Annotated in this window: 21 protein-coding genes and 2 tRNA genes; 9 read left to right on the top strand and 14 right to left on the bottom strand. The window is 55.4% G+C overall.

Annotation, left to right across the window (positions count from 1 at the left end; translation table 11 throughout):
* Nucleotides 1-180: 180 nt before the first annotated feature.
* The 9 genes from pgi to AACY09_RS19410 all read left to right on the top strand — a co-directional run bounded on the left by pgi (nucleotide 181) and on the right by AACY09_RS19410 (nucleotide 12,728).
* On the top strand, nucleotides 181-1,845 hold the full coding sequence (gene pgi, locus AACY09_RS19450; protein WP_339490352.1) for a glucose-6-phosphate isomerase: 1,665 nt from the start codon (nucleotides 181-183) through the stop codon (nucleotides 1,843-1,845).
* 159 nt (nucleotides 1,846-2,004) lie between these two features.
* A complete protein-coding gene (acs, locus tag AACY09_RS19445) occupies nucleotides 2,005-3,942 on the top strand; it encodes an acetate--CoA ligase (RefSeq protein ID WP_339490350.1) in 1,938 nt (645 codons plus the stop codon).
* Nucleotides 3,943-4,050: 108 nt separating this feature from the next.
* Nucleotides 4,051-4,926 carry an oxygenase MpaB family protein gene (locus AACY09_RS19440; protein ID WP_339490510.1) on the top strand — a complete coding sequence of 292 codons (876 nt, stop codon included), beginning with the start codon at nucleotides 4,051-4,053 and terminating at the stop codon, nucleotides 4,924-4,926.
* A gap of 142 nt (nucleotides 4,927-5,068) precedes the next feature.
* The gene (locus tag AACY09_RS19435) at nucleotides 5,069-6,250 is read left to right on the top strand and encodes an acetyl-CoA C-acetyltransferase (protein ID WP_339490348.1); all 1,182 of its coding nucleotides are present in this window, start codon (nucleotides 5,069-5,071) and stop codon (nucleotides 6,248-6,250) included.
* A 90-nt stretch (nucleotides 6,251-6,340) separates the two neighbouring features.
* The gene (locus AACY09_RS19430) at nucleotides 6,341-7,357 is read left to right on the top strand and encodes a class I SAM-dependent rRNA methyltransferase (RefSeq protein ID WP_339490347.1); all 1,017 of its coding nucleotides are present in this window, start codon (nucleotides 6,341-6,343) and stop codon (nucleotides 7,355-7,357) included.
* 101 nt (nucleotides 7,358-7,458) lie between these two features.
* Entirely contained in the window at nucleotides 7,459-10,578 is a 3,120-nt protein-coding gene (locus tag AACY09_RS19425; protein WP_339490346.1) for a DUF748 domain-containing protein, read from the top strand.
* An 11-nt stretch (nucleotides 10,579-10,589) separates the two neighbouring features.
* Complete coding sequence (locus AACY09_RS19420; RefSeq protein ID WP_339490345.1) at nucleotides 10,590-10,880, top strand: DUF2845 domain-containing protein; 291 nt, start codon at nucleotides 10,590-10,592, stop codon at nucleotides 10,878-10,880.
* Nucleotides 10,881-10,966: 86 nt separating this feature from the next.
* Nucleotides 10,967-11,215 (top strand): DUF2845 domain-containing protein, encoded by a 249-nt coding sequence (locus AACY09_RS19415; protein ID WP_339490344.1) that lies wholly within the window; start codon nucleotides 10,967-10,969, stop codon nucleotides 11,213-11,215.
* Between the two features lie 58 nt (nucleotides 11,216-11,273).
* The gene (locus AACY09_RS19410; protein WP_339490343.1) at nucleotides 11,274-12,728 is read left to right on the top strand and encodes a rhomboid family intramembrane serine protease; all 1,455 of its coding nucleotides are present in this window, start codon (nucleotides 11,274-11,276) and stop codon (nucleotides 12,726-12,728) included.
* A gap of 52 nt (nucleotides 12,729-12,780) precedes the next feature.
* Here AACY09_RS19410 and AACY09_RS19405 read toward each other — a convergent pair whose 3' ends face one another.
* The 14 genes from AACY09_RS19405 to tpiA form a co-directional block, all read right to left on the bottom strand.
* The gene (locus AACY09_RS19405; protein ID WP_339490342.1) at nucleotides 12,781-12,978 is read right to left on the bottom strand and encodes a CsbD family protein; all 198 of its coding nucleotides are present in this window, start codon (nucleotides 12,976-12,978) and stop codon (nucleotides 12,781-12,783) included.
* Nucleotides 12,979-13,113: 135 nt separating this feature from the next.
* Nucleotides 13,114-13,485: a BON domain-containing protein gene (locus AACY09_RS19400; protein ID WP_339490340.1), complete on the bottom strand. Its 372-nt coding sequence runs from the start codon at nucleotides 13,483-13,485 to the stop codon at nucleotides 13,114-13,116.
* 200 nt (nucleotides 13,486-13,685) lie between these two features.
* A complete protein-coding gene (locus AACY09_RS19395) occupies nucleotides 13,686-15,110 on the bottom strand; it encodes a tetratricopeptide repeat protein (protein WP_339490338.1) in 1,425 nt (474 codons plus the stop codon).
* A gap of 288 nt (nucleotides 15,111-15,398) precedes the next feature.
* A complete protein-coding gene (gene pnp / locus AACY09_RS19390; RefSeq protein WP_339490337.1) occupies nucleotides 15,399-17,504 on the bottom strand; it encodes a polyribonucleotide nucleotidyltransferase in 2,106 nt (701 codons plus the stop codon).
* 256 nt (nucleotides 17,505-17,760) lie between these two features.
* Nucleotides 17,761-18,030, bottom strand: a complete 270-nt coding sequence (gene rpsO, locus AACY09_RS19385; protein WP_010487557.1) for a 30S ribosomal protein S15 — start codon at nucleotides 18,028-18,030, stop codon at nucleotides 17,761-17,763.
* A gap of 303 nt (nucleotides 18,031-18,333) precedes the next feature.
* Complete coding sequence (gene truB, locus AACY09_RS19380) at nucleotides 18,334-19,251, bottom strand: tRNA pseudouridine(55) synthase TruB (protein ID WP_339490336.1); 918 nt, start codon at nucleotides 19,249-19,251, stop codon at nucleotides 18,334-18,336.
* Nucleotides 19,252-19,255: 4 nt separating this feature from the next.
* A complete protein-coding gene (gene rbfA, locus AACY09_RS19375; protein ID WP_339490335.1) occupies nucleotides 19,256-19,657 on the bottom strand; it encodes a 30S ribosome-binding factor RbfA in 402 nt (133 codons plus the stop codon).
* Nucleotides 19,658-19,766: 109 nt separating this feature from the next.
* On the bottom strand, nucleotides 19,767-22,271 hold the full coding sequence (gene infB / locus AACY09_RS19370; protein ID WP_339490333.1) for a translation initiation factor IF-2: 2,505 nt from the start codon (nucleotides 22,269-22,271) through the stop codon (nucleotides 19,767-19,769).
* A gap of 25 nt (nucleotides 22,272-22,296) precedes the next feature.
* Nucleotides 22,297-23,778 carry a transcription termination factor NusA gene (gene nusA / locus AACY09_RS19365; protein ID WP_339490332.1) on the bottom strand — a complete coding sequence of 494 codons (1,482 nt, stop codon included), beginning with the start codon at nucleotides 23,776-23,778 and terminating at the stop codon, nucleotides 22,297-22,299.
* Nucleotides 23,779-23,825: 47 nt separating this feature from the next.
* The gene (gene rimP, locus AACY09_RS19360) at nucleotides 23,826-24,284 is read right to left on the bottom strand and encodes a ribosome maturation factor RimP (RefSeq protein ID WP_339490509.1); all 459 of its coding nucleotides are present in this window, start codon (nucleotides 24,282-24,284) and stop codon (nucleotides 23,826-23,828) included.
* A 133-nt stretch (nucleotides 24,285-24,417) separates the two neighbouring features.
* Nucleotides 24,418-24,494: transfer RNA gene (locus AACY09_RS19355), tRNA-Met, on the bottom strand.
* Nucleotides 24,495-24,592: 98 nt separating this feature from the next.
* Nucleotides 24,593-24,678: transfer RNA gene (locus AACY09_RS19350), tRNA-Leu, on the bottom strand.
* 10 nt (nucleotides 24,679-24,688) lie between these two features.
* The gene (secG, locus tag AACY09_RS19345) at nucleotides 24,689-25,078 is read right to left on the bottom strand and encodes a preprotein translocase subunit SecG (RefSeq protein ID WP_339490331.1); all 390 of its coding nucleotides are present in this window, start codon (nucleotides 25,076-25,078) and stop codon (nucleotides 24,689-24,691) included.
* Between the two features lie 4 nt (nucleotides 25,079-25,082).
* Nucleotides 25,083-25,838: a triose-phosphate isomerase gene (tpiA, locus tag AACY09_RS19340; RefSeq protein ID WP_339490330.1), complete on the bottom strand. Its 756-nt coding sequence runs from the start codon at nucleotides 25,836-25,838 to the stop codon at nucleotides 25,083-25,085.
* Nucleotides 25,839-25,855: the final 17 nt, after the last annotated feature.

Here is a 25,855-nt window from a genome sequence, read left to right as displayed (position 1 = left end):
AGCCGGGTATGCTGTACAGGCTCCAGGTAACACGATCAGCCTTGGACCTGTCCCGGCGCCCAGCAGTTGGCCTGATTTTAGCCTTGGTTCTTGAGCCTGTTTATCAAGACCGCTCCAGTTATGGGCCGCCTGTCTTGAACCAACCTCGTTATCGCCACTAATAAAAGGAAGCTCGCGCAAATGCCGTATTACCAGCAACCTCTCGATGTTACTGCCCAGCCCATTTGGCAAGCACTTCAGGCACATCGAGCCAGCTTGCAGAACTTCAGCATGCGCGATGCATTTGCCTCTGACCCTCAGCGTTTTAATAGCTTTAGCCTGAGCGGTTGCGGGCTGTTTCTCGACTACTCGAAAAACCTGATGACCGCAGAGACTCGCGACCTGCTGGTTAAACTGGCCCGCGACGTTGACCTGCAAGCCGCTATTGACGCGATGTTTTCCGGTGAACACCTCAATGCCTCCGAAGGCCGCCCTGCCCTGCACACCGCGCTGCGCCGCCCGATCGGCGACAAGGTGCTGGTCGATGGCGTTGATGTCATGCCTCAGGTGCAGCAGGTGCTCAACAAAATGACGGCGCTGGTCGGCAGCGTGCATGACGGGCTTTGGCGCGGTTATACCGACAAGCCGATCACTGACGTGGTCAATATCGGCATCGGCGGCTCATTCCTCGGCCCGCAGTTGGTTTCCGAAGCGTTACTGCCATTTGCTCAGCGCGGTGTGCGCTGCCATTACCTGGCCAATATCGACGGCAGCTCGTTTCATGATCTGGCTGCCAAGCTGCGCGCCGAAACCACGCTGTTTATCGTTTCCTCAAAGTCTTTCAGCACCCTTGAAACCCTGAAAAACGCCCAGGCTTCGCGCGCCTGGTATCTGGCGCAAGGCGGCAGCGAGGCTGAGCTTTACCGTCACTTTATTGCAGTCTCAAGTAACACCACAGCTGCAGTTGCCTTTGGTATCCGTGAAGAGAATATCTTCCCAATGTGGGATTGGGTTGGCGGCCGTTACTCACTGTGGTCGGCGATTGGTCTGCCGATTGCCATGACTATCGGCATGTCCAACTTTAAGGAGTTACTGTCCGGCGCTTACAGCATGGACCGGCACTTCCAAACGGCACCCTTTGAACAAAACATGCCCGTGCTGATGGCGCTGCTGGGCGTGTGGTATGGCAATTTCTGGGACGCCCAGAGCCAGGCCATCCTGCCGTATGACCACTATTTGCGGAACATCACCAAACACCTGCAGCAACTCGACATGGAGTCCAACGGCAAGTCAGTGATGCAAGATGGCAGCCCGGTGAACTGCGCGACTGGCCCGGTGATCTGGGGAGGCGTTGGCTGTAATGGCCAGCACGCGTATCACCAGTTGCTGCACCAAGGCACCCAACTGATTCCCGCAGACTTTATTGTGCCCGTTGTCAGTTACAACCCGGTCGCCGACCACCACCAGTGGCTTTACGCTAACTGCTTATCGCAAAGCCAGGCCTTGATGCTCGGCAAGAGCTATGAAGAAGCCCAAACCGAACTGCGCAACCAAGGCTTGAGTGAAGATAAAATAGCCGAACTTGCACCGCACAAAGTAATTCCGGGCAATCGGCCAAGTAACACCCTGGTCCTGGAGCGGATTAGCCCTCGCCGTCTGGGTGCGCTGGTTGCCTTGTATGAACACAAGGTATTCACCCAGAGCGTTATCTGGGGAACCAATGCCTTTGATCAGTGGGGTGTTGAGTTGGGTAAGGAGCTCGGCAAAGGGGTTTATTCACGCCTCGTTGGCGCCGAATCCAATGCAGCTGAAGACCCATCGACGCAAGGCCTGATCGACTTCTTCCGCGCCCGTCACCGCGGCTAATAGCGCACTAGATGTACCCCCAAGCCCCGGCACATGTCGGGGCTTGGCGTTTGTGCGCGCAGCATTACCGCTTAGCCAGAAGCGCGGCAACCCACAACAATCACCGACCATGGAGTGCTAACCTAAAGCTGTCGCGGATAAAAAAATAAGGGTCCCGCCATGTTTGAAGTTACTCGCCATCCTGTCGCTGACGATGTTCGCCAACGTGCACACATCAACAACGATGACTACCTGCGCCTGTACAAGCAGTCAATCGAGCAGCCTGAAACCTTCTGGGCTGAGCAGGCCAAAACATTTCTCGACTGGTTCGAGCCATGGCAAAGCGTGCATCAGGTCGATATGCGCAAAGGCCACGCCAGCTGGTTCAAGGGCGGCAAACTGAATGTCAGTTACAACTGCATTGATCGCCACCTGGAAAAACATGGCGAGCAGGTTGCGCTGATCTGGGAAGGTGACAACCCAACAGAATCAGCCAATATCACCTACAACAAATTGCACCATAACGTGTGCCGCCTGGCTAACGTGCTAAAAAGCCGCGGCGTGAAAAAGGGCGATCGGGTGTGTATCTACATGCCAATGATCCCGGAAGCGGCCTATGCCATGCTCGCCTGCACCCGGATTGGCGCGGTGCATTCGGTGGTCTTCGGCGGCTTTAGCCCCGACGCCCTGCGCGACCGTATTCTCGATGCAGATTGCCGCACCGTTATAACCGCCGACGAAGGCGTGCGCGGTGGAAAGTACGTTGCGCTCAAGGCCAATGTCGATAAGGCCTTGCAAAGCTGCCCGGACGTTTCGACCGTGATCGTTGCCCAACGCACGGAAGGCGAGGTCCAATGGTTTAAAGACCGCGACATTTGGTACCACGAAGCCATGCACGCGGCCAGTGCGGATTGTCCGCCAGAGCCAATGGATGCAGAAGATCCGCTGTTCATCCTCTACACTTCCGGCAGTACAGGCAAACCCAAGGGCGTGTTGCACTCTACCGGCGGTTACCTGCTACAGGCCGCGATGACCCACAAATATGTGTTCGACTATCACCCCGGCGACATTTACTGGTGTACCGCTGATGTCGGCTGGGTAACGGGCCACAGCTATATCGTTTACGGCCCGCTGGCGAATGCAGCAACCAGCCTGATTTTCGAAGGTGTGCCCAATTACCCGGATGCCTCGCGCTTCTGGCAGGTGATCGACAAGCATCAAGTCAACATCTTCTATACCGCACCAACAGCTTTGCGCGCCTTGATGCGGGAGGGTAACGATCTGGTCAAAAGCACCTCACGCAGCAGCTTACGCCTGCTCGGCAGCGTCGGTGAACCGATCAACCCCGAGGCCTGGGAATGGTATTTCAATGTGGTCGGCGACAAGCGTTGTCCGGTTGTTGATACCTGGTGGCAAACCGAAACGGGCGCAATCATGATTACCCCATTACCCGGGGCGACCGACCTCAAGCCCGGCTCCGCCACCCGGCCGTTCTTTGGCGTACAACCGGTTCTAATGGATGAACAAGGCAAAGAGATCGAAGGGGCAGGCTCTGGGGTTTTGGCGATCAAAGCCAGCTGGCCAAGCCAGATCCGCAGCATCTACGGCGATCACCAGCGCATGATCGAGACCTACTTCTCAGCCTATCCAGGCTATTACTTCAGCGGCGACGGCGCGCGCCGGGACGAAGACGGCTATTACTGGATCACTGGCCGCGTTGATGACGTAATCAATGTCTCCGGTCACCGCATTGGCACCGCCGAAGTCGAAAGTGCGCTGGTCCTCCACGACGCCGTCGCAGAAGCAGCCGTTGTCGGTTACCCCCATGACCTCAAAGGCCAAGGCATCTATGCCTTTGTCACGCTGATGAATGGGGTGGACACCAGTGACGCCCTGCAACAGGAACTGCTGGCCCTGGTGAGCAAGGAAATTGGCAGCTTCGCCAAGCCTGAATTAATGCAGTGGGCACCCGGTTTGCCGAAAACCCGCTCCGGCAAAATCATGCGCCGAATCCTGCGCAAGATTGCCTGCAATGAGCTCGACACCCTGGGCGACACCTCAACCCTGGCTGACCCCTCGGTGGTCGATGACTTGATCGACAAGCGCCTTAATCGCTAACCGCAACCTTTGCCCCTGCTCCAGTCGGATCAGGGGCCAATGCGCGTGCATAGCATGACAGGCTGCGTGTTGCTTGTAGCTGCTGCGGATAAACCGCACACTTGCGCCATGGAATATATTCGCCGAAAAATCGAAAGTCAGGTCTTGGGACTCAGCGGTATTGCGTTGGGCCAGATCGACTTTGAAAACCCCAAAGGCGACCCCGGTATGTTTGGCCCGGAGTCAATCAGTTGGCAGGTTCACGGCGATTTCACCAGCATGCTGGTTGGCGGTATCAGCGCCCTGCTCATGCAGGCACTGCATCCTTTAGCCCTGGCCGGGGTGTGGGATCACTCGAACTTTCGTGAAGACTTACTCGGTCGGTTGCGCCGCACTGGGCAGTTCATTTCCGGCACCACTTTTGGTGCCAAAGCCGATGCCGACTGGCTGATCGACAAAGTCAAAAACATTCACTTGCACATTACCGGCTTTGCCCCTGACGGACGCCCCTACGCAGCCAGCGATCCAGATCTGCTGACCTGGGTTCACGTGGCTGAAGTGCACAGTTTTCTGCAGTCACATCTACGCTATCGCAACCCGGATTTATCCGGCTCCGATCAAGACCGTTACTACAGCGAAATTGCAGTGATTGCTGAGCGCTTGGGTGCAACCGATGTACCGCGCTCCAGGGCAGAGATTTCGCTCTACCTCGAGCACATGCGCCCCCAATTGTTGTGCGATGAGCGCTCACTGGAAGTTCTGCGCATTCTGCTCAACGCGCCCGCACCCAGCTTTTTTGCCGGTTTCGCTGCCACGTTATTTATGCAAGGCGGCATCGACCTGCTGCCAAACTGGGCGCAGATCATGCTGGGACAGCCGATAAGCCCTGGCCGCAGCCGCTGGATTCGCCTGCGCATTAATCGACTTGCGCCAGTGCTGCGCTGGGCGGTGCGCAGCGGCGCTATCCATCGAGCACGCCGGCGCTTAGGGATAGTCGCCACTTAAGCCAGTGTGCCAACATAGGGGAAAGCAGCCAAATCGGTAGGGTGGACGACGCCGTTCCCGTCCACCACAGGAAGCAACGAACAGCAAAACCACGGTGGACAAGCCTCGCCTTGTTCACCCTACGAGGACTGAGGACACAATCATGCAAGAAGTCGTTATTGTCGCCGCCACACGTACCGCCATTGGTAGCTTCCAAGGTGCGCTGTCGAGTATTCCAGCACCTGAACTGGGCGCAGCGGTAATCCGCCGCCTGCTTGAGCAAACGGGGTTAAATGCCGCTGAAGTTGATGAAGTTATCCTCGGCCAAGTTTTGACTGCTGCTTCCGGGCAAAACCCGGCTCGTCAGGCCTCGATTCTTGCCGGGCTGCCCGTTGCAGTACCGGCGATGACCCTGAACAAAGTCTGCGGCTCAGGCCTGAAGGCCCTGCACTTGGGTGCTCAAGCGATTCGCTGCGGTGATGCCGATGTGATCATTGCCGGCGGCATGGAGAACATGAGCCTCGCCCCCTACGTGCTGCCAGGTGCGCGCACTGGCTTGCGCATGGGCCACGCGAAAATTATCGACAGCATGATCACCGACGGCCTGTGGGATGCGTTTAACGACTACCACATGGGCATCACTGCCGAAAATCTGGTCGACAAATATGGCATCAGCCGTGAACAGCAAGATGCCTTCGCTGCCGCCTCACAACTCAAAGCGGTCACCGCTGCTGACGCCGGTCGCTTTGACGCTGAAATCACGCCGATCATGATCCCGCAACGCAAAGGTGATCCGATCGCCTTTGCCAAAGATGAAGGCCCGCGCGCCGGTGTGACTGCCGAATCACTGGGCAAGCTCAAGCCTGCGTTCAAAAAGGACGGCACGGTAACCGCTGGTAACGCTTCAAGCCTCAATGATGGCGCCGCAGCGGTATTGCTGATGAGTGCAGACAAAGCCAAGACCCTTGGCTTGCCGGTGTTGGCGCGCATCGCCAGTTACGCTAACGCCGGGGTTGATCCCGCGATCATGGGTATTGGTCCGGTTTCAGCGACCCGTCGCTGCTTGGAAAAAGCCAACTGGAAAATTGAAGACCTTGATCTGATCGAAGCCAACGAAGCCTTCGCCGCACAGGCCCTGTCGGTGAACAAGGATCTGGGCTGGGATACCCAGAAGATCAACGTTAACGGCGGCGCGATTGCTCTCGGCCACCCGATTGGCGCATCTGGCTGCCGGGTACTGGTCACCCTGCTCCACGAAATGATCAAACGAGATGCCAAAAAAGGCCTGGCCACCTTGTGCATCGGTGGCGGCCAGGGTGTTGCCCTGGCTATAGAGCGCAACTAAGCCCTCGCCATCTAAATGCCGGTGCTGTCGCTCAGCACCGGCATTTTTATTGATAAACTAGGCACACTTACCCCTCTTGAGTCGTCGCGCATGTCCGCTCTCATATTGGCGCTGCGCGCCGCACTGGCTGATCGTCAGCCGTTAATCGAACAACTGCACAGCCAAGGCACCGATTGCTATCGCCTGTTTCATGGCAGCCAGGAAGGCGCGGGCGGCTTAACCATCGACCGTTACGGCCCGCAACTATTGGTGCAGAGTTTTCATCACAGCCTGACCCGCGAGGAGCTGCTGCAACTCGCCGATAAGTGCAATGCATTTGTCGATCAACCATTGCTGCTGGTCTACAACGACCGCTCAAAAGGCAACTCGCGTATCGACCGTCAAGACCCGGTGTATACCGCGCAAGATGCAGCCCTGGAAGACATGATCGGCCATGAATGGGGCCTTAACTACCGGGTGCGCGGACGCCATGCCGGGCAAGATCCGCTGCTGTTTCTTGATCTACGCAATGCGCGCGGCTGGGTCAAACAGCACAGCGCCGGTAAAAGAGTGCTTAACCTGTTCGCTTACACCTGCGGCGTGGGTCTTGCCGCTGCGGCGGGCGGCGCTAAGGCGGTGACCAACCTGGATTTCGCCGAAGGCAATCTGGCGGTCGGTCGCGAAAATGGTGCACTCAACCCAGCACTGCAACCCATGCAGTTCATTCAGTCAGACTACTTTCCGGCTATCCGCCAGCTCGCAGGCTTGCCGATCGCCCAGCGCCGCGGACAGAAACTGCCGAGCTATCCACGGCTAAAGCCCGAGCAATTCGATTTAGTGCTACTGGATCCGCCGGCATGGGCAAAAAGTGCATTTGGCACAGTCGACCTGCTGCGCGATTACCAAAGTTTGCTAAAGCCGGCGATCTTGGCCACCGCCGATGATGGTGTATTGATCTGCTGTAACAATCTGGCCAAAGTTGCCATCAGCGACTGGCGCGAACAAGTGCTACGTTGCGCTAGCAAATTGGGGCGTCCGGTACGTGATTGCCAGGTAATAAGCCCGGCGGCTGACTTCCCGTCGAGCGATGGCCAACCCCCGTTGAAAACCTTGATCTTGCAGTTTTAGGGCCAGCGCATCACCGACTAAAACCTGCACTGACTTCATTGAACTCGCCCAAGCGTGCCATACTCAAAAGCATTTCTTGCCGGGATAGATGACGCTTAGCTATGTACAAAGGACTGAAATACACCGCTGGCACCCTGATTTTTGGCCTTGGCCTCTATGCCCTGCTGGGTTTTCTGATCATCCCGGGCGTCGGCCTGCGGGTGATCAATCAGCAGTTGGCGCAGTACGCCACCCAACCCGCTAAGCTTGAACGCATGCAGTTCAACCCCTTCAGCCTGGAGTTGAAACTTTGGGGCATGGGCATCGGTGCCGGTGAAACCAAGCACATTGCCTTCGAACACCTGTACGCCAATATCGAAGCCGACAGCGCTTGGACAAAAGCGTTGCACCTGGCCGATATTGAGCTGGACAAGGCCCACAGCGAAATTCTCTTCGACAAGGATGGCGGGCTTAACCTGACGCAGTTATTCAAGCTGCCCGAAAGCCCGAAGCCAGTAGCAGAAGAACCACCTGGCGACCCGTTCCCTGTGCGTATTGACCGAATCAAGTTAGTCGATGGCTACATTCACTTTCAGGACTTGCGCCCAAGTGAGCCGATCAACTTCATTTATGATGCGCTGAACCTCGAGCTGAAAAACCTCAGCACGCTGCCCGACGACAACGCCGCAATGACCTTGGCAGCCACAGGGCCCCAAGGCGGACGGATCGACTGGACAGGCAAAGTCAGCCTGGTGCCCGTCACCGCAACCGGCAGCCTTAAAGTCACCGATGCCCAGCTGAAAGGCTTCTGGCCTTATGTGCGCGACGCAGTGCCGATTGATATTGATAAAGGCGTGCTCAGCCTCTCAAGCGACTACACCCTCGATTTGTCGAAAAGCACGGAGCTGCGTTTAAACAACATCAAGCTCAAGCTCTCGCCTTTCGCCATCAAAGCACCCGACGGCCGCCCACTGGTCAACCTCGAAAACCTTGAAGTCAGCGACACGACCCTGGACCTGGCTAAACAAGAAGTGGTGGTGGGTAAGATTCGCAGCCAAAAACTCGAAACCTGGGCCAGTCGCGAAGCCGATGGCGAGCTGGATTGGCAAAAGCTTTTTGCCAGCCAACCCGCGCCCAAAAAAGCCGTGGAAAAACCCGCTGCTGCACCAACCGCCCCTACCGCAGAGGCGCCTAAAGACAAACCCGCTGGCAACCCGGCAGATGCACCTGCAACCGTAGCCGAGGCTGCGCCCCAGCCCCCAGCCTCAGAAACCGCAGCAGATACAGACGCAACCCAGTCAGCCAGCCCGACGGCAGAGCCTGAGAGGGCCGCCAGTAGCGAACAGCTTGCAACCAATGAAGCTGCACAGAGCAAAACAGCCACTAAAGCCGCAGCCAAACCGGCAGCGAGCAAACCTTGGGTCGTTGTGCTCAAAGACGTGCAACTGCGTGATTATCAGGTGCACTTGGCGGACAAAGTGCCTGAGAAAGATTTAGCGCTGGAGCTTGGCCCGCTCAACCTTGATATCAAAAACTTCAACAGCCAAGGCACCAGCCCGTTTGATATCAAGCTCGATACCGGCTTGGGCAAGCAAGGCAAGGTGCAGGCCGAAGGCAAGGTTCAGCTGACGCCAACCACAGCCAACCTCAAGGTCACCACCAGCAATATCGACTTACGTGTAGCGCAGGCCTACATGGACCCGTTCGTGCGCCTGGAGCTGCGCAGCGGCATGCTGGATAGCCAATTAAATGTGGCGCTTACCAGCACTGAGCCCCTGCAGCTGAATGTTACCGGCAATGCGCAAGTCAACCAGCTACACACCCTTGATACGATCAAGCAGCGCGACTTTGTGCGCTGGAAGACCCTAGACCTGACCGGCCTCAATTATCAGCACGGCGACAGCTTGACCATCGACAAGGTCGGCCTGGATAACCCCTATGCGCGGTTCTTGATCAACGAAGACCTGACCACCAACGTCAGCGAACTGGTTATTGCGCAGCCAGCTGACCCGAATGCCAAAGCCGAACCCGCCGGCAAGCCACTGGGCATCCGTATCGGCGAAATCAATATTGCCGATGGTTCGGCCAACTTTGCCGACTTCAGCCTGACGCCCAACTTCGCCACGGCGATTCAGCAGCTCAATGGGCAAATTGGCACCATCGATAGCCGCGCGCCGAAACCGGCAAAAATCAATATTGCCGGTAAGGTCGACAAGTACGCCCCGGTTAGCATCAAAGGCAGCCTGAATCCATTCGACCCGCTGGCCAGCCTCGATATCGCCACCCAGTTCAAACGTGTCGAACTGACCACACTGACGCCCTACTCCGGCAAGTTTGCGGGGTATCGTATTCGCAAAGGCCGACTCAATCTTGACCTGCATTACCGCATCAACAACGGCAAGCTAAACGCCGAAAACAGCGTGGTGGTTGAGCAGCTGCAACTTGGTGAAAAAGTGGACAGCCCAAGCGCTGTAGACCTGCCAATCAAGCTGGCCGTGGCCCTGCTCAAAGACAGCGACGGTAAGATTTCACTGGCACTGCCGGTACAAGGCGACCTTAACAATCCGCAATTCAGTGTGATGCCGATCGTCTGGCAAACCCTGCGTAATCTGGTGGTGCGAGCGGCAACCGCGCCGTTTAAATTCATCGGCAGCCTGGTGTCTGGCGGCAATGATGTGGACCTGAGCAATGTGCAATTTACGGCAGGCAGCAGTGAGCTCGACAAGTCGGCGCAAAGCTCGCTCGACACCCTGATCAAGGCATTGGGTGAGCGTCCGGCATTGCGTCTTGAAGTGGAAGGCATGAGCGCGCAAACCGCCGACGGTCCGCTTCTCGCCGAGCAACGCCTGCAGCGTGAATACCAATCGACCTACTACAAGATGCTCCAGCGCCGCGGCGATACTGTGCCCAGCGACGCCGACGAGCTTGAGGTGCCAGATGACGTCAAAGGACCCATGCTTGAAGGCATTTACCGCGCCCGTCTGAAAAAACAGCCACCGGCTGAATGGGCCGAGTTGGATGACGAACAACGCAACAAAAATCTCAGCGACGCCGTCATCGCGCAATGGAGTGGCAGTGAATTGCTGTTGCGTAAGCTGGCTCAGGAGCGTGCAGCAACCATCAAGGACTACTTGGCCCAACATGGCTTGAGTGACGAGCGTATCTATCTGCTCGATGTCAGCTTAGGCAGTGCCGAAGCCGATGGACGTGTGGCCACGCCACTGCAACTTGGCAGCGAATAACGACTATGCAGATGCAGCCATTGCTTACCCTGCTCGCACTCGCATTTAGCGCAGGCGTCGCTCATGCCGACGACACCATGCGCTGTGGCAGCCAACTGATCAGTGTCGGTGACCGAGCCTTTGAAGTTGAAGATAAATGCGGTACACCGGCTTTTCGCGATGTAGTTGGCTATACGCTGGGGCCTTATGAGCGCCGCGAAATGAAAATTGAAGAATGGGTGTACGGCCCGAGTAACGGCGTCAATAGCATCCTCACCTTCGAAGGCAGCCGACTCAAAGGCATTGAGCGTAAACGCCAGTAATCTGACTGGCTTCGGCGCCTCCATCAGGAAACCATGTGAAGCTATTTCTGGCAGTATCTTTAGCATTCGGCTTTAGCAGCTGGGCCATGGCCGACAGCCTTCGCTGCGGCAGCGCCTTGGTCACCACAGACGACTCGACCAGCGAAGTGCAGGACAAATGCGGCGAGCCCATCAGCCGTGACTTTCTGGGTTACAAACAAATCGTCGACGCCTTTGGCTACACCAATGAAGTGGCCATTGAAGAGTGGGCCTATGGCCCGCGCAGTGGCATGTATCACTTCATTCGGTTTGAAGGCAATCGCCTGAAACGGGTGACCAGCAAACGCGGAAACTGACAGCAAGCATCGCCAGTGCTAGGCTCCTCGGCAAAATGCCATCACGGACCGCTTGTCGATGCTAATTCTTCCCGCTGAGCACCCGCTGGACTGGAAAAAACCGCCAGTCATGACCTTGCTGCTGATTGCCCTGAATGTGCTGATTTATTTCGCTTACCAAGGTGGCGACAGCGCTCGCGAAGCCAAAGCAGTCGACAGCTACCTGCAAGCAGGCTTGCTTAACCGCGAGCGACCGCTGTTCGTTCAATCCTTCAGTACCCGCCACGAGCTGACAATCAGCGCAACCGAACAACTTGAGCGTGTGCGTCGCAGCCAACTCGCGCGCATGGTGCTTTACGACCTTCAGTTCGAGCACGCAATCCACCATAACGCCGACTACCTGGCCGATAGCGAATGGCAAGCGCAACGCAGCAAGGTTGAGCAACTGCGCGATAAGATCAGCAGCATCCGTTTTGGCTTTATCCCAGCGCGCTTCAGCGTTGAAGGCTTATTCGGCGCCATGTTCCTGCATGGCAGCTTTGGCCATCTTGCGGGCAATATGCTGTTCCTGTTTATTTTTGGCTTTGCCTTGGAGATTGCCCTGGGCCGATGGCTCTATCTGGGCCTTTACCTGGCCTGCGGCGTGGCCTCGCACCTGCTTTGGTGGGTTATGGACCCCGCGTGGATCAGCGGCGTGGGCGCCTCGGGAGCAATTTCGGGCTTGATGGGCATGTACCTGGCGCTCTACGGCCTGCGCAGAATCAATTTCTTCTACTGGCTCGGGCCAATGTTTGGCTATTTTCGTGCGCCGGCCTTATGGATCTTGCCCGTATGGATGGGCAAGGAGCTCTACGGGCTGATCATGGCCAATGACAACACCAATTATTACGCCCACTTGGGCGGCCTGGGCGCGGGCTTCCTGGCGATTTATCTGGCCCAGCTTGGCAATCGGCTAAGTGTCGATCAGAACTACTTAAATAAAACCGACCCCGATGCCGATTTCAAAAGCGAATTGACCCGCCTCGACAAGCAGATCGCCAAGTTCGAACTTGCACACGCCAGCAGCCGCGGCCTTGCCTTGCTTGAACGCTATCCAAGCCGGCCCGAATTGCTGGAAAAGCTGTATGCACTGGCGCTCAATCGCCAAGATAAAATCCTGCTGAGCGCTGTCTTGAAGCAACTATTCAAGCTGCCCGACTCAGCGCGAAGTTTAGCCCTGTTCAAACGGCTCGTAGCGGACAGCGCCTCACCTCAACAGCGCTTGCTGCGTCACCCTAGCGTGCAACTGCACCTGTTGCAGCGCTTACTGCGAATCGATCAAGGCGCTTGCGCGGTTGGCTCATGGCGCTTGGTTAGCCAAGCGAAGCAGCGCCCGCCTATGTTGCCAGCCATGACACTGCAACTGGCCAAACAATTAGGTCGCCAACAAGACAAAAAAGCGGTGACTGAACTTGCGCAATTCCTGAACCGTACGTATCCGGACGCAGAGCAAACCATGCAACTGCACATTTACCGTCAGCATTTAACCGGCTGAAACGTAAAAGGCCCGCAGCGTAAACTGCGGGCCTTCTGTGTTGCTACGCGATTTACAGCTTATCGCCGAAATTACGCACCTCTTCCTGAGCTTTTTCCTTGGTCCAGCCATAACGCTCTTGCAGCTTCCCTGCGAGGTATTCACTGTGACCTTCTGCAACATCCACATCATCATCTGTCAGGTTGCCCCAACGCTCTTTGATGCTGCCATTGAGTTGCTTCCACTTACCTTTAATTACATCAGAATTCATGGTGTGCTCCTCTTTGAGGCGACTGGAAAACCGCTGCATTCCTTGCAGCATCCAGTGGCCTCCAAATTATTGCTTACATTAAGTAGCGTTGAAGACGCCAGATGCAATTGCACCCGGCAAACCTGGCAAACTGGATTAGTCAGCTGCTTTCAGGCCATCAGCCGAAACGTCTTTGACGCCATTGACTTCTTTGGTCTTGGCTACAGCCAGATCACGTTCTGCATCGCTGGCGACAACACCAGACAGCGACACTACACCTTTGTTGGTTTCAACTTTGATGTCCAAAGCGCTGAGGCTGTCATCAGCCAGAAAGGTCGACTTCACTTTGCTGGTGATCCAGGTATCAGTAACCACTTCACCGGCTTGATCCATGGTGTCGTTAGCGGCCAGCATAGTTGGCTGCTGCATCGCGCTTGAAGTATCGGCAAATGCGGTACCCGCCACCGACAAGCTCAAGGCGGTCGCGGTGATTGCGGCAAAGGCGAACTTATTAATTGGCGTTTTCATGGGTATCGCTCCTGTACATTTGATTATTCTGCATGCCAGTTCCTAGCTGCAGTGTCACAAGTACTATTGCAGGCCCTGTGCCAACTTTTAAAATTCAAAAAAATCTATATATATCAACGGCTTATGCCTAACATACTTTTTCGATTTTCGTGCAATGCGCATGTTCGATCAAAATTTACCGGGCATATTGCACGATGGCATCAGCCATCCCCCGGCTTAACTGCCATTTTCTCCAATGTGGCCTCAAGATTTGCCACCTCAGTCAACAAAGGCGACTGCGGATAGCGCGTGCGCACGAACTGCAAGAGTTTCTGGGCTTGCTCCACCTGACCCAGTCCTTCGGCAAAGATGCGTGCTGCCAACAGGTAGGCGCGGGGCACATGCGGGTAATCGGGTGCGCGCTGATGAAGGTTGCGCAGCAGGCTCAAGGCCTCGCGGTTTTTGTGGCGCTTGGCCAGGGCCTCGGCAATACGTTCACAGACCGCCGGATCATCTGGCAGATAATCGGGCTTTAGCCGGCGTGCATTGAGCAGCGCCGTGGCGCCCAACGCTGGATTCATCTTGGCCGTGAGCGGCAGATAGTGTGCAAGATGACGTAAGCAGCGGTCGGCAGCATTGAGGTTAAACAGCAATTGATGAAAGCGCTCATTGAGCTTGAGGTCGTCAGGGTTCTTTTCCAGGGCAATGGTCAGCGTTTCCAGGGCATTGTCACTCTGCCCCTCCTTCAGTCGGATCTCAGTCTCAGCCAATGCTTTGCGCCGCAGATGCTCGTCTGCAGGAAACGCAGCCTGGCTGTTCTCATCGACGATCACATACCCCAGCGCGCCTTGGTACTGAAACACCACGTAGCCCATCATCGCGCACATCACTACGGCAAAATAAGCGAAGGCAAAGGCCATCACCGGCAACAGGATCACCCGTGGCAGGCCATGGGAAAGCATGTAGGTGACCCAACTGGGCGACTGCCACAGGATAAACAGGAATGCGCAGAGAATAAGGTAGCGCCAGCCCATTGCCACGATGACCTGACCGACTTGATCCGGACTCAATGCCGAGGACAGCTCTTTATCCAGTGCCAAGCGAATGATGCTGGCCGGCATCACCAGCAACAGGCCAATATTCACACCCCAATAGAGCGCTTCGCTGTTGAAATCCGCCGCCAGCCACAACACCGCGAAAGCGATCAAGAACACCACGAGCTGTTTGAAAAACAGGCTGAAGCCTTCACCCGTAAAAGCGCTGGCCAGGCTCGGTGCAGATTTTTCGGCGAGGCTGCTGGATTCAATAACGCTGTAAAAATACTTGGTGGCGATACTGAACAGAATCAGCCAAAGGATAATTGAACGCGGCATAAAGATACTGGCAACGGCCAGCAGTCCAGCAAACGCCAGCGGCCCCGATTGCAACGCGTAAATAAAGAACGCAGGAATACGCTGCCAAAAGGGTTGCGCGCTGTTTGCCGCCCCCAGGAACTCGAGCTGGCTGCTACACATTGCGCAACGCGGCGCGTCATCGGGTGCATCGCTATTCAGAGGGACGCAACAATCACCGTAACTGCGCTCACACGAGCGGCACAGCCAGGTCGAAGGCTGCTCGGGGTGATAACGGCAAACGGTCTTGTCCATAAGGTCTGTATTCCTGATTACTCTGCGGCTTCTCGGAGGTAGCCTAATGCCAGCCAGGCGCCTATGCACGCAGAAAATATCAGGGTCATGCAGCGCGTCACGCTCCCCGCTTTTGCAGACGCAAAACGCTCGCTATTGGCGGACGAAAAAGCGCCATCCGCCCTACCGCACCCGGCTCTATGGCGCCCTAACAACGCGAAAACATCGGGCGAGTTACCCATGCCGCCAACTTTCGGACAAAAAAAAGGGCCCGTTAGGGCCCTTTCTTACGCGACAGACTGCTCGCGATTAAACGCCCGATGCTTTCGCAGCGGCAACGTCTTTGATCGACAGCTTGATACGGCCGCGGTTGTCCACGTCCAGTACCAATACTTCAACTTCCTCACCTTCTTTAAGAATGTCGGTGACTTTCTCAACGCGAGCATCGCTCAACATCGAGATGTGCACCAGACCGTCTTTGCCCGGCAGGATGTTTACGAAGGCGCCGAAGTCAACAATGCGCTCAACCTTACCGACGTAGATTTTGCCGATTTCAGCTTCTGCAGTGATGCCCAGAACGCGCTGACGAGCCGCTTCTGCTGCTTCTTTGGTTTCGCCGAAGATCTTGATGGTGCCGTCGTCTTCGATATCGATCGAAGCCTTGGTTTCTTCACAGATCGCACGGATGGTCGCGCCGCCTTTACCGATCACATCACGGATCTTGTCCTGATCGATCTTCATCGCGATCATGGTTGGGGCGTTAGCCGACAACTCAGTACGCGACTGGGCAATAACCTGGTTCATCTGGCCGAGAATGTTCAGGCGCGCTTCAAGGGCTTGGCCCAGAGCGATCTCCATGATTTCTTCGGTGATGCCTTGGATCTTGATGTCCATCTGCAGCGCGGTAACACCTTTTGAGGTACCGGCTACTTTGAAGTCCATGTCGCCCAAGTGGTCTTCGTCACCGAGGATGTCGGTGAGAATTGCGAATTTCTCGCCTTCCTTAACCAGACCCATGGCGATACCTGCAACCGGTGCCTTCATCGGCACACCCGCATCCATCAGCGCCAAAGAGGCACCACAGACCGAAGCCATAGAGCTGGAACCGTTCGACTCAGTGATTTCCGAAACCACACGAATGGTGTACGGAAACTCATCAGCGGTTGGCAGCATGGCAGCGATAGAACGGCGGGCCAGACGGCCGTGACCGATTTCGCGACGACCCGTGGCGCCCATGCGACCACACTCACCAACCGAGTACGGCGGGAAATTGTAGTGCAGCATGAACGGGTCTTTGCGCTCGCCTTCAAGGGTATCGAGCAGCTGTGCATCACGGGCAGTACCCAGCGTTGCAACAACCAGCGCCTGCGTTTCACCACGGGTGAACAATGCCGAGCCGTGGGTTTTGTCGAGAACGCCGACTTCGATGTTCAGACCACGAACGGTGCGAGTATCACGACCGTCGATACGCGGCTGGCCGTTTACGATGTTCTCGCGCACGGTGCGGTATTCGATCTCGCCAAAGACTTCTTTAACTTCACCCGCAGTCGGCTGGTCTTCTGCACCGGAGAACTTGGCAACGATTTCATTGCGCAGTTCGCCCAGGCGCGCATAACGCTCGTGCTTGACGGTGATGGTGTAAGCGGCAGAGATAGCTGGGCCGAACTCACCACGAATGGCGTTCAGTAGCGCAGTGTTCTCAGCCTTTGGCTGCCAGTCCCAAGTAGGCTTGGCGGCTTCGGCGGCCAGTTCGGCAACCGCGTCGATAACAACCTGGAATTCGTCGTGGGCAAACAATACAGCGCCCAGCATCTGGTCTTCAGTCAGCTCTTTAGCTTCCGATTCAACCATCAACACAGCGTCTTTGGTACCGGCTACAACCATGTCCAGGCTCGAAGCCTTGAGCTGCTCGTAGTTCGGGTTCAGCAGGTAGCCTGTTTCCGGGTGGAAGGCTACGCGCGCGGCGCCGATTGGGCCATTGAACGGAATGCCGGAGATCGCCAAAGCAGCAGAAGTACCGATCATCGCTGCGATGTCCGGATCAGTTTTCTTACTGGTGGAGATAACGGTACAGATCACCTGAACTTCGTTCTGGAAACCTTCTGGAAACAGCGGACGGATCGGACGGTCGATCAGACGCGAAGTCAGGGTTTCTTTCTCGGAAGGACGTGCTTCACGCTTGAAGAAACCACCTGGGATTTTACCGGCAGCGTAGGTTTTTTCCTGGTAGTGCACAGACAGCGGGAAAAAGCCTTTGCTTGGGTCAGCAGTCTTGGCGCCGGTTACAGCAACCAATACAGCAACGTCGTCATCAACGGTGACCAGCACAGCGCCGGAGGCTTGACGGGCGATACGGCCAGTCTCGAGGGTTACGGTCGATTGACCGAATTGAAACTTCTTAATTACCGGGTTCACGGTGTTTTCCTTCTCTATATTGCCTTGGGGGAAACGTGTTGAAACGCTCGGAGATACAGTGCGTCAAGCAGTGAGAAGCGTTGCCTGCGCTCGTTACCTTCTCCGAAGGTTCCTAATTTTGTATCGGTAAAACAATTCGTGGGCAGCTGCGGGAATCGGCCCGTGACTGTCCAAAATGCAGGGAGCTGAAACACAAAAGCTGGAAGTGGGATAAACCCACTTCCAGCTTCAGCATTCAGCTACGCGCAAGCATCGCTTAGCGACGCAGACCCAGGCGACCGATCAGGGCGCTGTAACGGCTAACATCTTTACCCTTCAGGTAATCCAGCAGCTTACGACGCTGGTTAACCATACGGATCAGACCACGACGTGAGTGGTGATCTTTACCGTTGGCCTTGAAGTGGCCTTGCAGCTTGTTGATGTTGGCAGACAGCAGTGCAACTTGCACTTCTGGGCTACCAGTATCAGTTTCAGCTTGCTTGTAGTCGTTTACGATTTGGGCTTTTTCTTCAACGCTGAGTGCCATGGTGGCTTCCTCTCATTCAGGCGACCGCAGAACGGTCGCAATAGGCTGGGAACTGCTTCCCATGTTTTAAAGTGAGGTGTGACCGTGCCTATTAACAGCCACCCTCTGCTAAAAACCTTCCAGAGCTACTGCGCTCGACATAGCAGCCTTAAGGCTTGCTCCGCCGTCGCTCGTAACGCTCTAACAGGCTCTTAGATTTTGCTTAAAACCTAAAAACCAAACGCTTTTGCGATGATCCTGGGTATTTCATTAAACCTTTGATCATCACAGCTTTCGCTGGGCGCGTATTCTACTACGGTTTATTCACTCAGAGCGAATCAACCGACGTGGTGCAATTCGGCCATCCTCGCTCACTTCACCGATACCGATAAAGCGACCGTTGTGATCCTGCACCCGCACCATGCCAAACTTTGGCGCTTCCGGCGCGCGTACCGGCTGGCCTTGTAGCCAGTAGAACGAGCTGTGCTCGGAAAACTGCAGCAATGGCCAATGTTCCAAACCGCTATCAACTGGCTGCAGGAAGCGATCAACCGCCTCATTACCGCCTTCAGCATGAACTGCCTCAAGCTCTTCCAGGGTGACGGTCTGGGTCAAATTGAACGGGCCAGCCTTGGTTCTGCGCAGCTCTGCAACGTGAGCGCCACACCCAAGCAAGTGGCCGATGTCTTCAACCAATGTGCGGATGTAGGTGCCCTTGGTGCAATCTACCGCCAAACTGGCGACTTCAGCCTCGCAGGACAACAGCTCTAAACGATTTATGGTGACCGCACGCGGCTCGCGCTCAACCACTTCACCGGCGCGGGCCAGCTTGTACAGCGGCTGACCGTCACGTTTGAGTGCCGAATACATCGGCGGAATCTGGCTGATATCACCACGAAACTGTGGCAATACCGCTTCAATATCGGCGCCCGTCACAGTTACCGGCTTGCGCTCGATAACTTCACCCTCGGCATCCGCCGTGGTGGTCGTGACACCCAACTGCATCAGGGTTTCATAACCCTTGTCAGCATCCAGCAAATACTGCGAGAACTTAGTCGCCTCACCAAAGCACAACGGCAATACGCCGGTGGCCAAAGGGTCCAGACTGCCGGTGTGACCAGCCTTCTCTGCATTAAGCAGCCAACGCACTTTTTGCAGTGCTGCATTGGAGCTAAAGCCCTTGGGCTTATCCAGCAGGATGATGCCGTTAACCTTGCGACGAATTCGCTTAACCTGAGCCACGCACTTACTCCTTGGCGTCAGTTGCTTCGTCGTCATGCTGACGATCTTCAGTCACTGCGCGTTCGATCAGCGCCGACAGCTGAGCGCCACGAATGACGCTTTCGTCATAGTGGAAGCGCAAATTAGGCACGCTACGCAGCTTCATGGCCTTGCCTAACTGCATGCGCAGAAAGCCGCTGGCATCGTTCAGCACTTTAACGCTCTGACGAATGCTCTCGGCATCAATTTCAGAGCCCATCACCGTGATAAACACTTTGGCGTGACTGGCATCGCGACTCACTTCAACAGCGGTCACAGTTACCAAACCACTGACGCGTGGGTCTTTGACTTCGCGAAGAATTAACTGCGCCAGCTCACGCTGCATCTGGTCGCCGATACGCTGGGCACGGCTGTATTCTTTTGCCATTTCTACTACCTAATTACCCGTCTGAGGCCACAAAAGCACCAGACTCAAAAGCGGCAAACGCCCGGCCGTGCGTAAGCAGGGCCGGGCGTTGCATGTTGCGGCAGGCGCCTTACAGGCTACGAGCCACCTGGACTTTTTCGTACACTTCGATCTTGTCGCCGACCTTGACGTCGTTGTAGCTCTTGACGCCAATACCGCATTCCATGCCGTTACGCACTTCAGCCATATCGTCTTTGAAGCGACGCAGCGACTCGAGCTCGCCTTCGTAGATCACCACGTCGTCGCGAAGTACACGGATTGGACGGTTACGGTGAACAACACCTTCAATAACCATGCAACCGGCGATAGCGCCGAACTTAGGTGAACGGAACACGTCACGCACTTCTGCAGTACCCAGAATGTTCTCGCGAACATCGCTGCCGAGCATGCCAGTCAGGGCTTTCTTAACGTCTTCAATGATGTCGTAGATGACGTTGTAATAACGCATATCCAGCGACTCTTGCTCGACGATCTTGCGCGCGCCAGCATCAGCACGAACGTTGAAGCCGAACAGAACAGCGTTGGAAGCCAGGGCCAAGTTAGCATCGCTCTCGGTGATACCACCGACACCGCCGCCGACTACGCGAACCTGTACTTCGTCGTTACCCAGGCCGCTAAGCGAACCTTGCAACGCTTCCAACGAACCACGAACGTCAGATTTGAGGACGATGTTAAGCGTCTTCTTCTCTTCCTGGCCCATGTTCTCGAAGATGTTTTCCAGCTTGCCTGCATGAGCACGCGCCAGCTTGACTTCACGGAACTTGCCTTGACGGAACAGAGCCACTTCACGGGCTTTCTTCTCGTCAGCAACAACAGTCATGTCGTCGCCCGCTTCTGGCGTACCGTCGAGGCCGAGGATCTCAACCGGAATCGATGGACCTGCTTCTTTAATCGATTTGCCGTTCTCGTCGATCATGGCGCGAATGCGACCGTAGTTCGAACCGACCAGAACCATGTCGCCCTGACGCAAAGTACCATCCTGAACCAGCACGGTTGCAACTGGACCGCGGCCTTTATCAAGGCGCGACTCAACCACTACACCGCGGCCCGGGGCCGACGGAGTTGCTTTAAGTTCCAACAGTTCAGCCTGCAGCAATACCGCTTCAAGCAGTTCATCGACACCGGTACCTTCTTTAGCCGAAACCGGTACGAATTGAGTGTTGCCACCCCACTCTTCCGGCACAACTTCACGGCCTGCCAGGTCGTTCTTGATGCGATCAAGATCAGCGCCTTGCTTGTCGATCTTGTTGACTGCAACCACCAATGGAACGCCAGCTGCTTTCGCATGCTGAACCGCTTCTTCGGTTTGCGGCATAACGCCGTCGTCTGCAGCAACAACCAGAATCACGATGTCGGTTGCCTTGGCACCACGGGCACGCATTTGGGTAAACGCAGCGTGACCAGGGGTATCCAGGAAGGTAACCATCCCGCGATCGGTTTCTACGTGGTAGGCACCGATGTGCTGGGTGATACCGCCGGCTTCGCCAGAGGCCACTTTTGCACGACGAATATAGTCGAGCAGCGATGTCTTACCATGGTCAACGTGGCCCATTACGGTCACAACAGGCGCACGGGAGATGGCTTCACCGTCGTACTTCAACGAGGCCGCCAATGACTCTTCAAGTGCGTTATCGCTGACCAGTTTGACCTTGTGGCCCAACTCTTCAGCGATCAACTGGGCAGTTTCCTGATCCAGTACCTGATTGATGGTCACCGGAGTGCCCATCTTGAACATGAACTTGATAACTTCAGCGGCTTTAACCGACATCTGTCCAGCAAGTTCGCCAACAGTGATGGTTTCGCCAATGGCAACATCACGAATAACCGGGCCCATTGGGCTTTGGAAACCGTGCTGATTGCGCTTTTTCAGTTTCGACTTGCCACGACCACCGCGACGGTGACCATCGCTCTCTTCGTCAACTGTACGAGGCGCAACCCGTGGAGCCGGTGCTTTCTCTTTAACAGCTGGACGATGCGAACCTGCTTTACGCTCTGGGCGACGTTCATCGTCATTGCGCGTTTTATCAGGACGGCGAGGCTCGTCTTTTTTGCGGTCATCAACAGCTGGAACGTCAACTGGCATCGGAGTCGCAACAGGCGTTGGCGCTTCAACTGCAGCTGTCGCAGGCGCGGCAGCAGCGGCCGGAGCAGCAGTTGAAGGAGCATTTTTAGCTTCTTCAGCGGCTTTACGCTTGGCTTCTTCTTCAGCTTTCAGGCGCACAGCTTCAGCCGCAGCACGCTGCTCTTCGAGCTCGCGTTGCTTCTCAGCTTCAATCTCTTCAGCGCTACGCTTAACGAAGGTTTTCTTCTTGCGCACTTCAACACTGATAGTTTTGCTGCCAGCCACACGTAATGTGCTGGTGGTTTTGCGTTGCAGAGTAATCTTGCGCGGCTCTTCAGCCTTTTTATCGCCATGACTACTCTTGAGATGAGCAAGCAACGCTTGCTTCTCATTATCGGTGACAACTTGCTCGGCACTGCTGTGCGGCAATCCCGCCTCACGCATCTGCTGCAGCAGGCGCTCTACCGGTGTGTCGACCACTTGGGCCAGTTCTTTCACCGTGACTTGCGTCATGCACTTCTCTCCTCAGGCCGTAAAACTACTCGAACCAATGGGCTCGGGCGGCCATGATCAGCTTGCCGGCACGATCTGCGTCGATGCCGTCGATGTCGAGCAGGTCGTCAATCGACTGCTCGGCCAGGTCTTCGCGGGTAACCACACCGCGTACTGCCAGTTCTTGCGCCAGGCCTTTTTCCATACCCTCAAGGGAGAGCAGGTCTTCGGCTGGCTGGGAATCTGCCAGTTTTTCTTCTGTGGCGATGGCGCGAGTCAGCAGGCAATCTTTAGCCCGCGAACGCAGCTCATTAACGATTTCTTCATCAAAACCGTCGATGCTGAGCATCTCTTCCATCGGCACATAAGCGATTTCTTCGAGGCTGGTAAAGCCCTCTTCAACCAGCACCTGCGCTAACTCTTCATCAACTTCCAACTCGTCGATGAAACGCTGCAGAATGTCGCCAGTCTCAGCCTGTTGCTTCTCTTTAATATCCGCTTCGGTCATTACGTTGAGCGTCCAGCCAGTCAGTTGACTTGCCAAACGTACGTTCTGACCACCACGCCCAATTGCTTGTGCGAGGTTGTCTTCGCCTACGGCGATGTCCATGGCATGGGCATCTTCGTCGACAATGATTGCAGCGACTTCAGCAGGCGACATCGCATTGATAACAAACTGCGCAGGATTGTCATCCCACAGCACGATGTCGACACGCTCACCCACCAACTCACCAGAGACCGCCTGAACACGCGAACCGCGCATACCAATGCAAGCACCCTGAGGATCAATACGCTTATCTTTCGAGCGAACTGCAATCTTGGCACGCGAACCCGGATCACGGGATGCAGCCATGACTTCAATCAACCCTTCGGCGATTTCTGGCACTTCAATGCGGAACAGTTCGATCAGCATTTCAGGAGCAGTACGCGAAAGAATCAGTTGAGGACCACGGTTCTCAGTACGAATTTCCTTAAGCAGTGCACGCAAACGCGCACCCACACGGAAAGTCTCACGGGAGATGATATCTTCGCGAGCCAACAGCGCTTCAGCGTTGTTACCCAGGTCAACAATGACGTTGTCACGGGTAACTTTTTTGACGGTACCAGAGACGATCTCGCCCAAACGCTCGCGATACGCTTCAACAACCTGAGCGCGTTCTGCTTCACGAACCTTTTGCACAATGACTTGTTTAGCAGTCTGTGCGGCGATACGACCGAACTCGATCGAATCGATTTTCTCTTCAAGCACGTCACCGACTTTAGCGTCGGATTTCATTGCCTGCTCCATATCTGGAGTCAGTTGATGCGCTGGGTCATCCAGTTCTGCATCTTCAACAACGGTCCAACGACGAAAAGTCTCATAGCTACCGGTGTGGCGATCAATCGCTACACGCAAGTCGACTTCGTCTTCGAATCGCTTTTTGGTCGCCGTGGCCAAAGCCAATTCCAGCGCTTCAAAAATCACACTCGCCGGTACACCTTTTTCGTTGGATACCGATTCAACAACCAGCAATACTTCTTTGCTCATCGTACGCCTCGCCTTTCGCAATCCATTGGATCCGCGGGATCCGCGTCTCAATCAAACCTTGGGATAATGTTGGCCTTGTCGATCATATCGATCGGCAAAAGGAACTCATGATCATCAACCTGCACCACGACATCCTGCTCTTCAATACCACGCAGAAGGCCTTGAAAGTTACGGCGCCCTTCGAAAGGCGAACGCAGCTTGATTTTTACTTGCTCACCCTTGAAAGCAGCAAACTGCTCCAAGGTGAAAAGTGGTCGATCCATACCTGGAGATGAAACTTCCAAGGTGTATTCAGCCGTGATCGGATCTTCAACATCCAAAACACCGCTGATCTGCCGACTTACTTTCTCGCAGTCTTCGACGAGAACACCGTTGGCATGATCAATATAAACTCTTAGCAGCGAATGCCGCCCTTGAGACAGAAACTCAATGCCCCAGCACTGATAGCCGAGTTCTTCGACTATCGGGGCCAGCAAGTCCTGCAACTGTTCTAGCTTGCTCGACACTCGAACCCCTCGCGCATGCTGTGCAAATAAAAAATGGGCGAAACGCCCATCCATTTAGCTTACCTCTTCGCAAGGTAAGTAAAGCTGTCTCTCAGCTAGCAAAAAGCCCCTTGGAAAGGGGCTCAGCTACTACTGGTTGCGGGAGCCGGATTTGAACCGACGACCTTCGGGTTATGAGCCCGACGAGCTACCAGACTGCTCCATCCCGCGTCAAAGCTGGGGGCCGGATTATACGGCCGAACCCTACTACGGGTCAACCAAAGCCCCATCAACAAGAAAGCCCGCATGTAGCGGGCTTGCTTGACAATTGGTACCGAGAAGGGGACTCGAACCCCTACACCCTATGGGCACAACCACCTCAAGGTTGCGTGTCTACCAATTCCACCACCTCGGCAAAAAACGTTTTACTGCTGCTCTGGAGCTTGAGGTACATCAGCGGACTTATCATCTGCTGCTGCTTTCTGCTCTTCGAGCACCGGCACATCTTCAACGGCCGGTTTGGTCTGAGGCGTTTCCAGGACTGCCGGATCTGGCAAACCTACCTGATTTAACACTTCAGCTTTTTCATTAGCTAAGTAGCCTAAGCCCAAGCTAGTTATGAAAAAAGCGGTGGCGAGTATAGCAGTAACTTTACTCAGAAAGGTAGCAGAACCTTGACTACCAAATACGGTAGCCGAAGCGCCCGAACCAAAAGATGCACCCGCATCGGCACCCTTGCCCTGCTGCAACAGAACCAGCACGACAACGCCAATAGCGCCCAACAGATGAAGTACTACTATGACTGTTTCCAGCATTTTCTCAGTTTCCCGCGGCGCGACAAATCGCACCGAATTCATCCGCATTCAGAGAGGCTCCACCAACAAGCCCCCCATCGATATCAGGCATGCCGAATAACTCGGCTGCATTGGCGGCCTTGACACTGCCGCCATATAAAATTCTTACGCCGCGTGCCACCTCAGCATTTTCAGCTGCGAGCTGCGCGCGTATTGCCGCATGAACGCCTTGCGCTTCGTCTGGAGTTGCCGTCAAACCGGTGCCAATCGCCCAAACAGGCTCATAAGCAATCACAGCTTGCGCAAACACTCCAACACCCAGCGACTCAAAGACACTATCAAGCTGGCGACCTACTACTTCCAGTGTCTTGCCTGCTTCACGCTGCTCGCGGGTTTCACCCACACACAGAATCGGAGTCAGACCACATGACTGAGCCGCTGCAAATTTGCGTGCTACGGTCTCATCAGACTCACCCAGCAACAAGCGTCGCTCAGAGTGCCCAACCAATACCATCTTGCAACCCGCATCATGCAACTGACTCGCAGCCACTTCACCCGTCAAGGCACCCTGCAATGGCTCGTACGCACAGTTCTGCGCACCTACCACGACCGACTTACCCGCCAGGCCTTCAACGACCTGACCTACATACAGACAAGGTGGAAACACTGCGACATCTACGCCAGTCGATAACGCCAACTGCCGAAGACCCTTGATCAGCTCTGCGACGCTAGCGCGGGTACCGTGCATTTTCCAGTTACCAGCAACTATGGGGCGACGCATGCAATACCTCGTCGATC

It is taken from the genome of Pseudomonas sp. EL_65y_Pfl2_R95 (assembly GCF_963971045.1).
In the GTDB taxonomy this organism is placed as follows: Bacteria; Pseudomonadota; Gammaproteobacteria; order Pseudomonadales; family Pseudomonadaceae; genus Aquipseudomonas.
The sequence above is the reverse complement of the archived record's forward strand: the minus strand, read 5'-3'. Positions and strand labels throughout refer to the sequence as shown.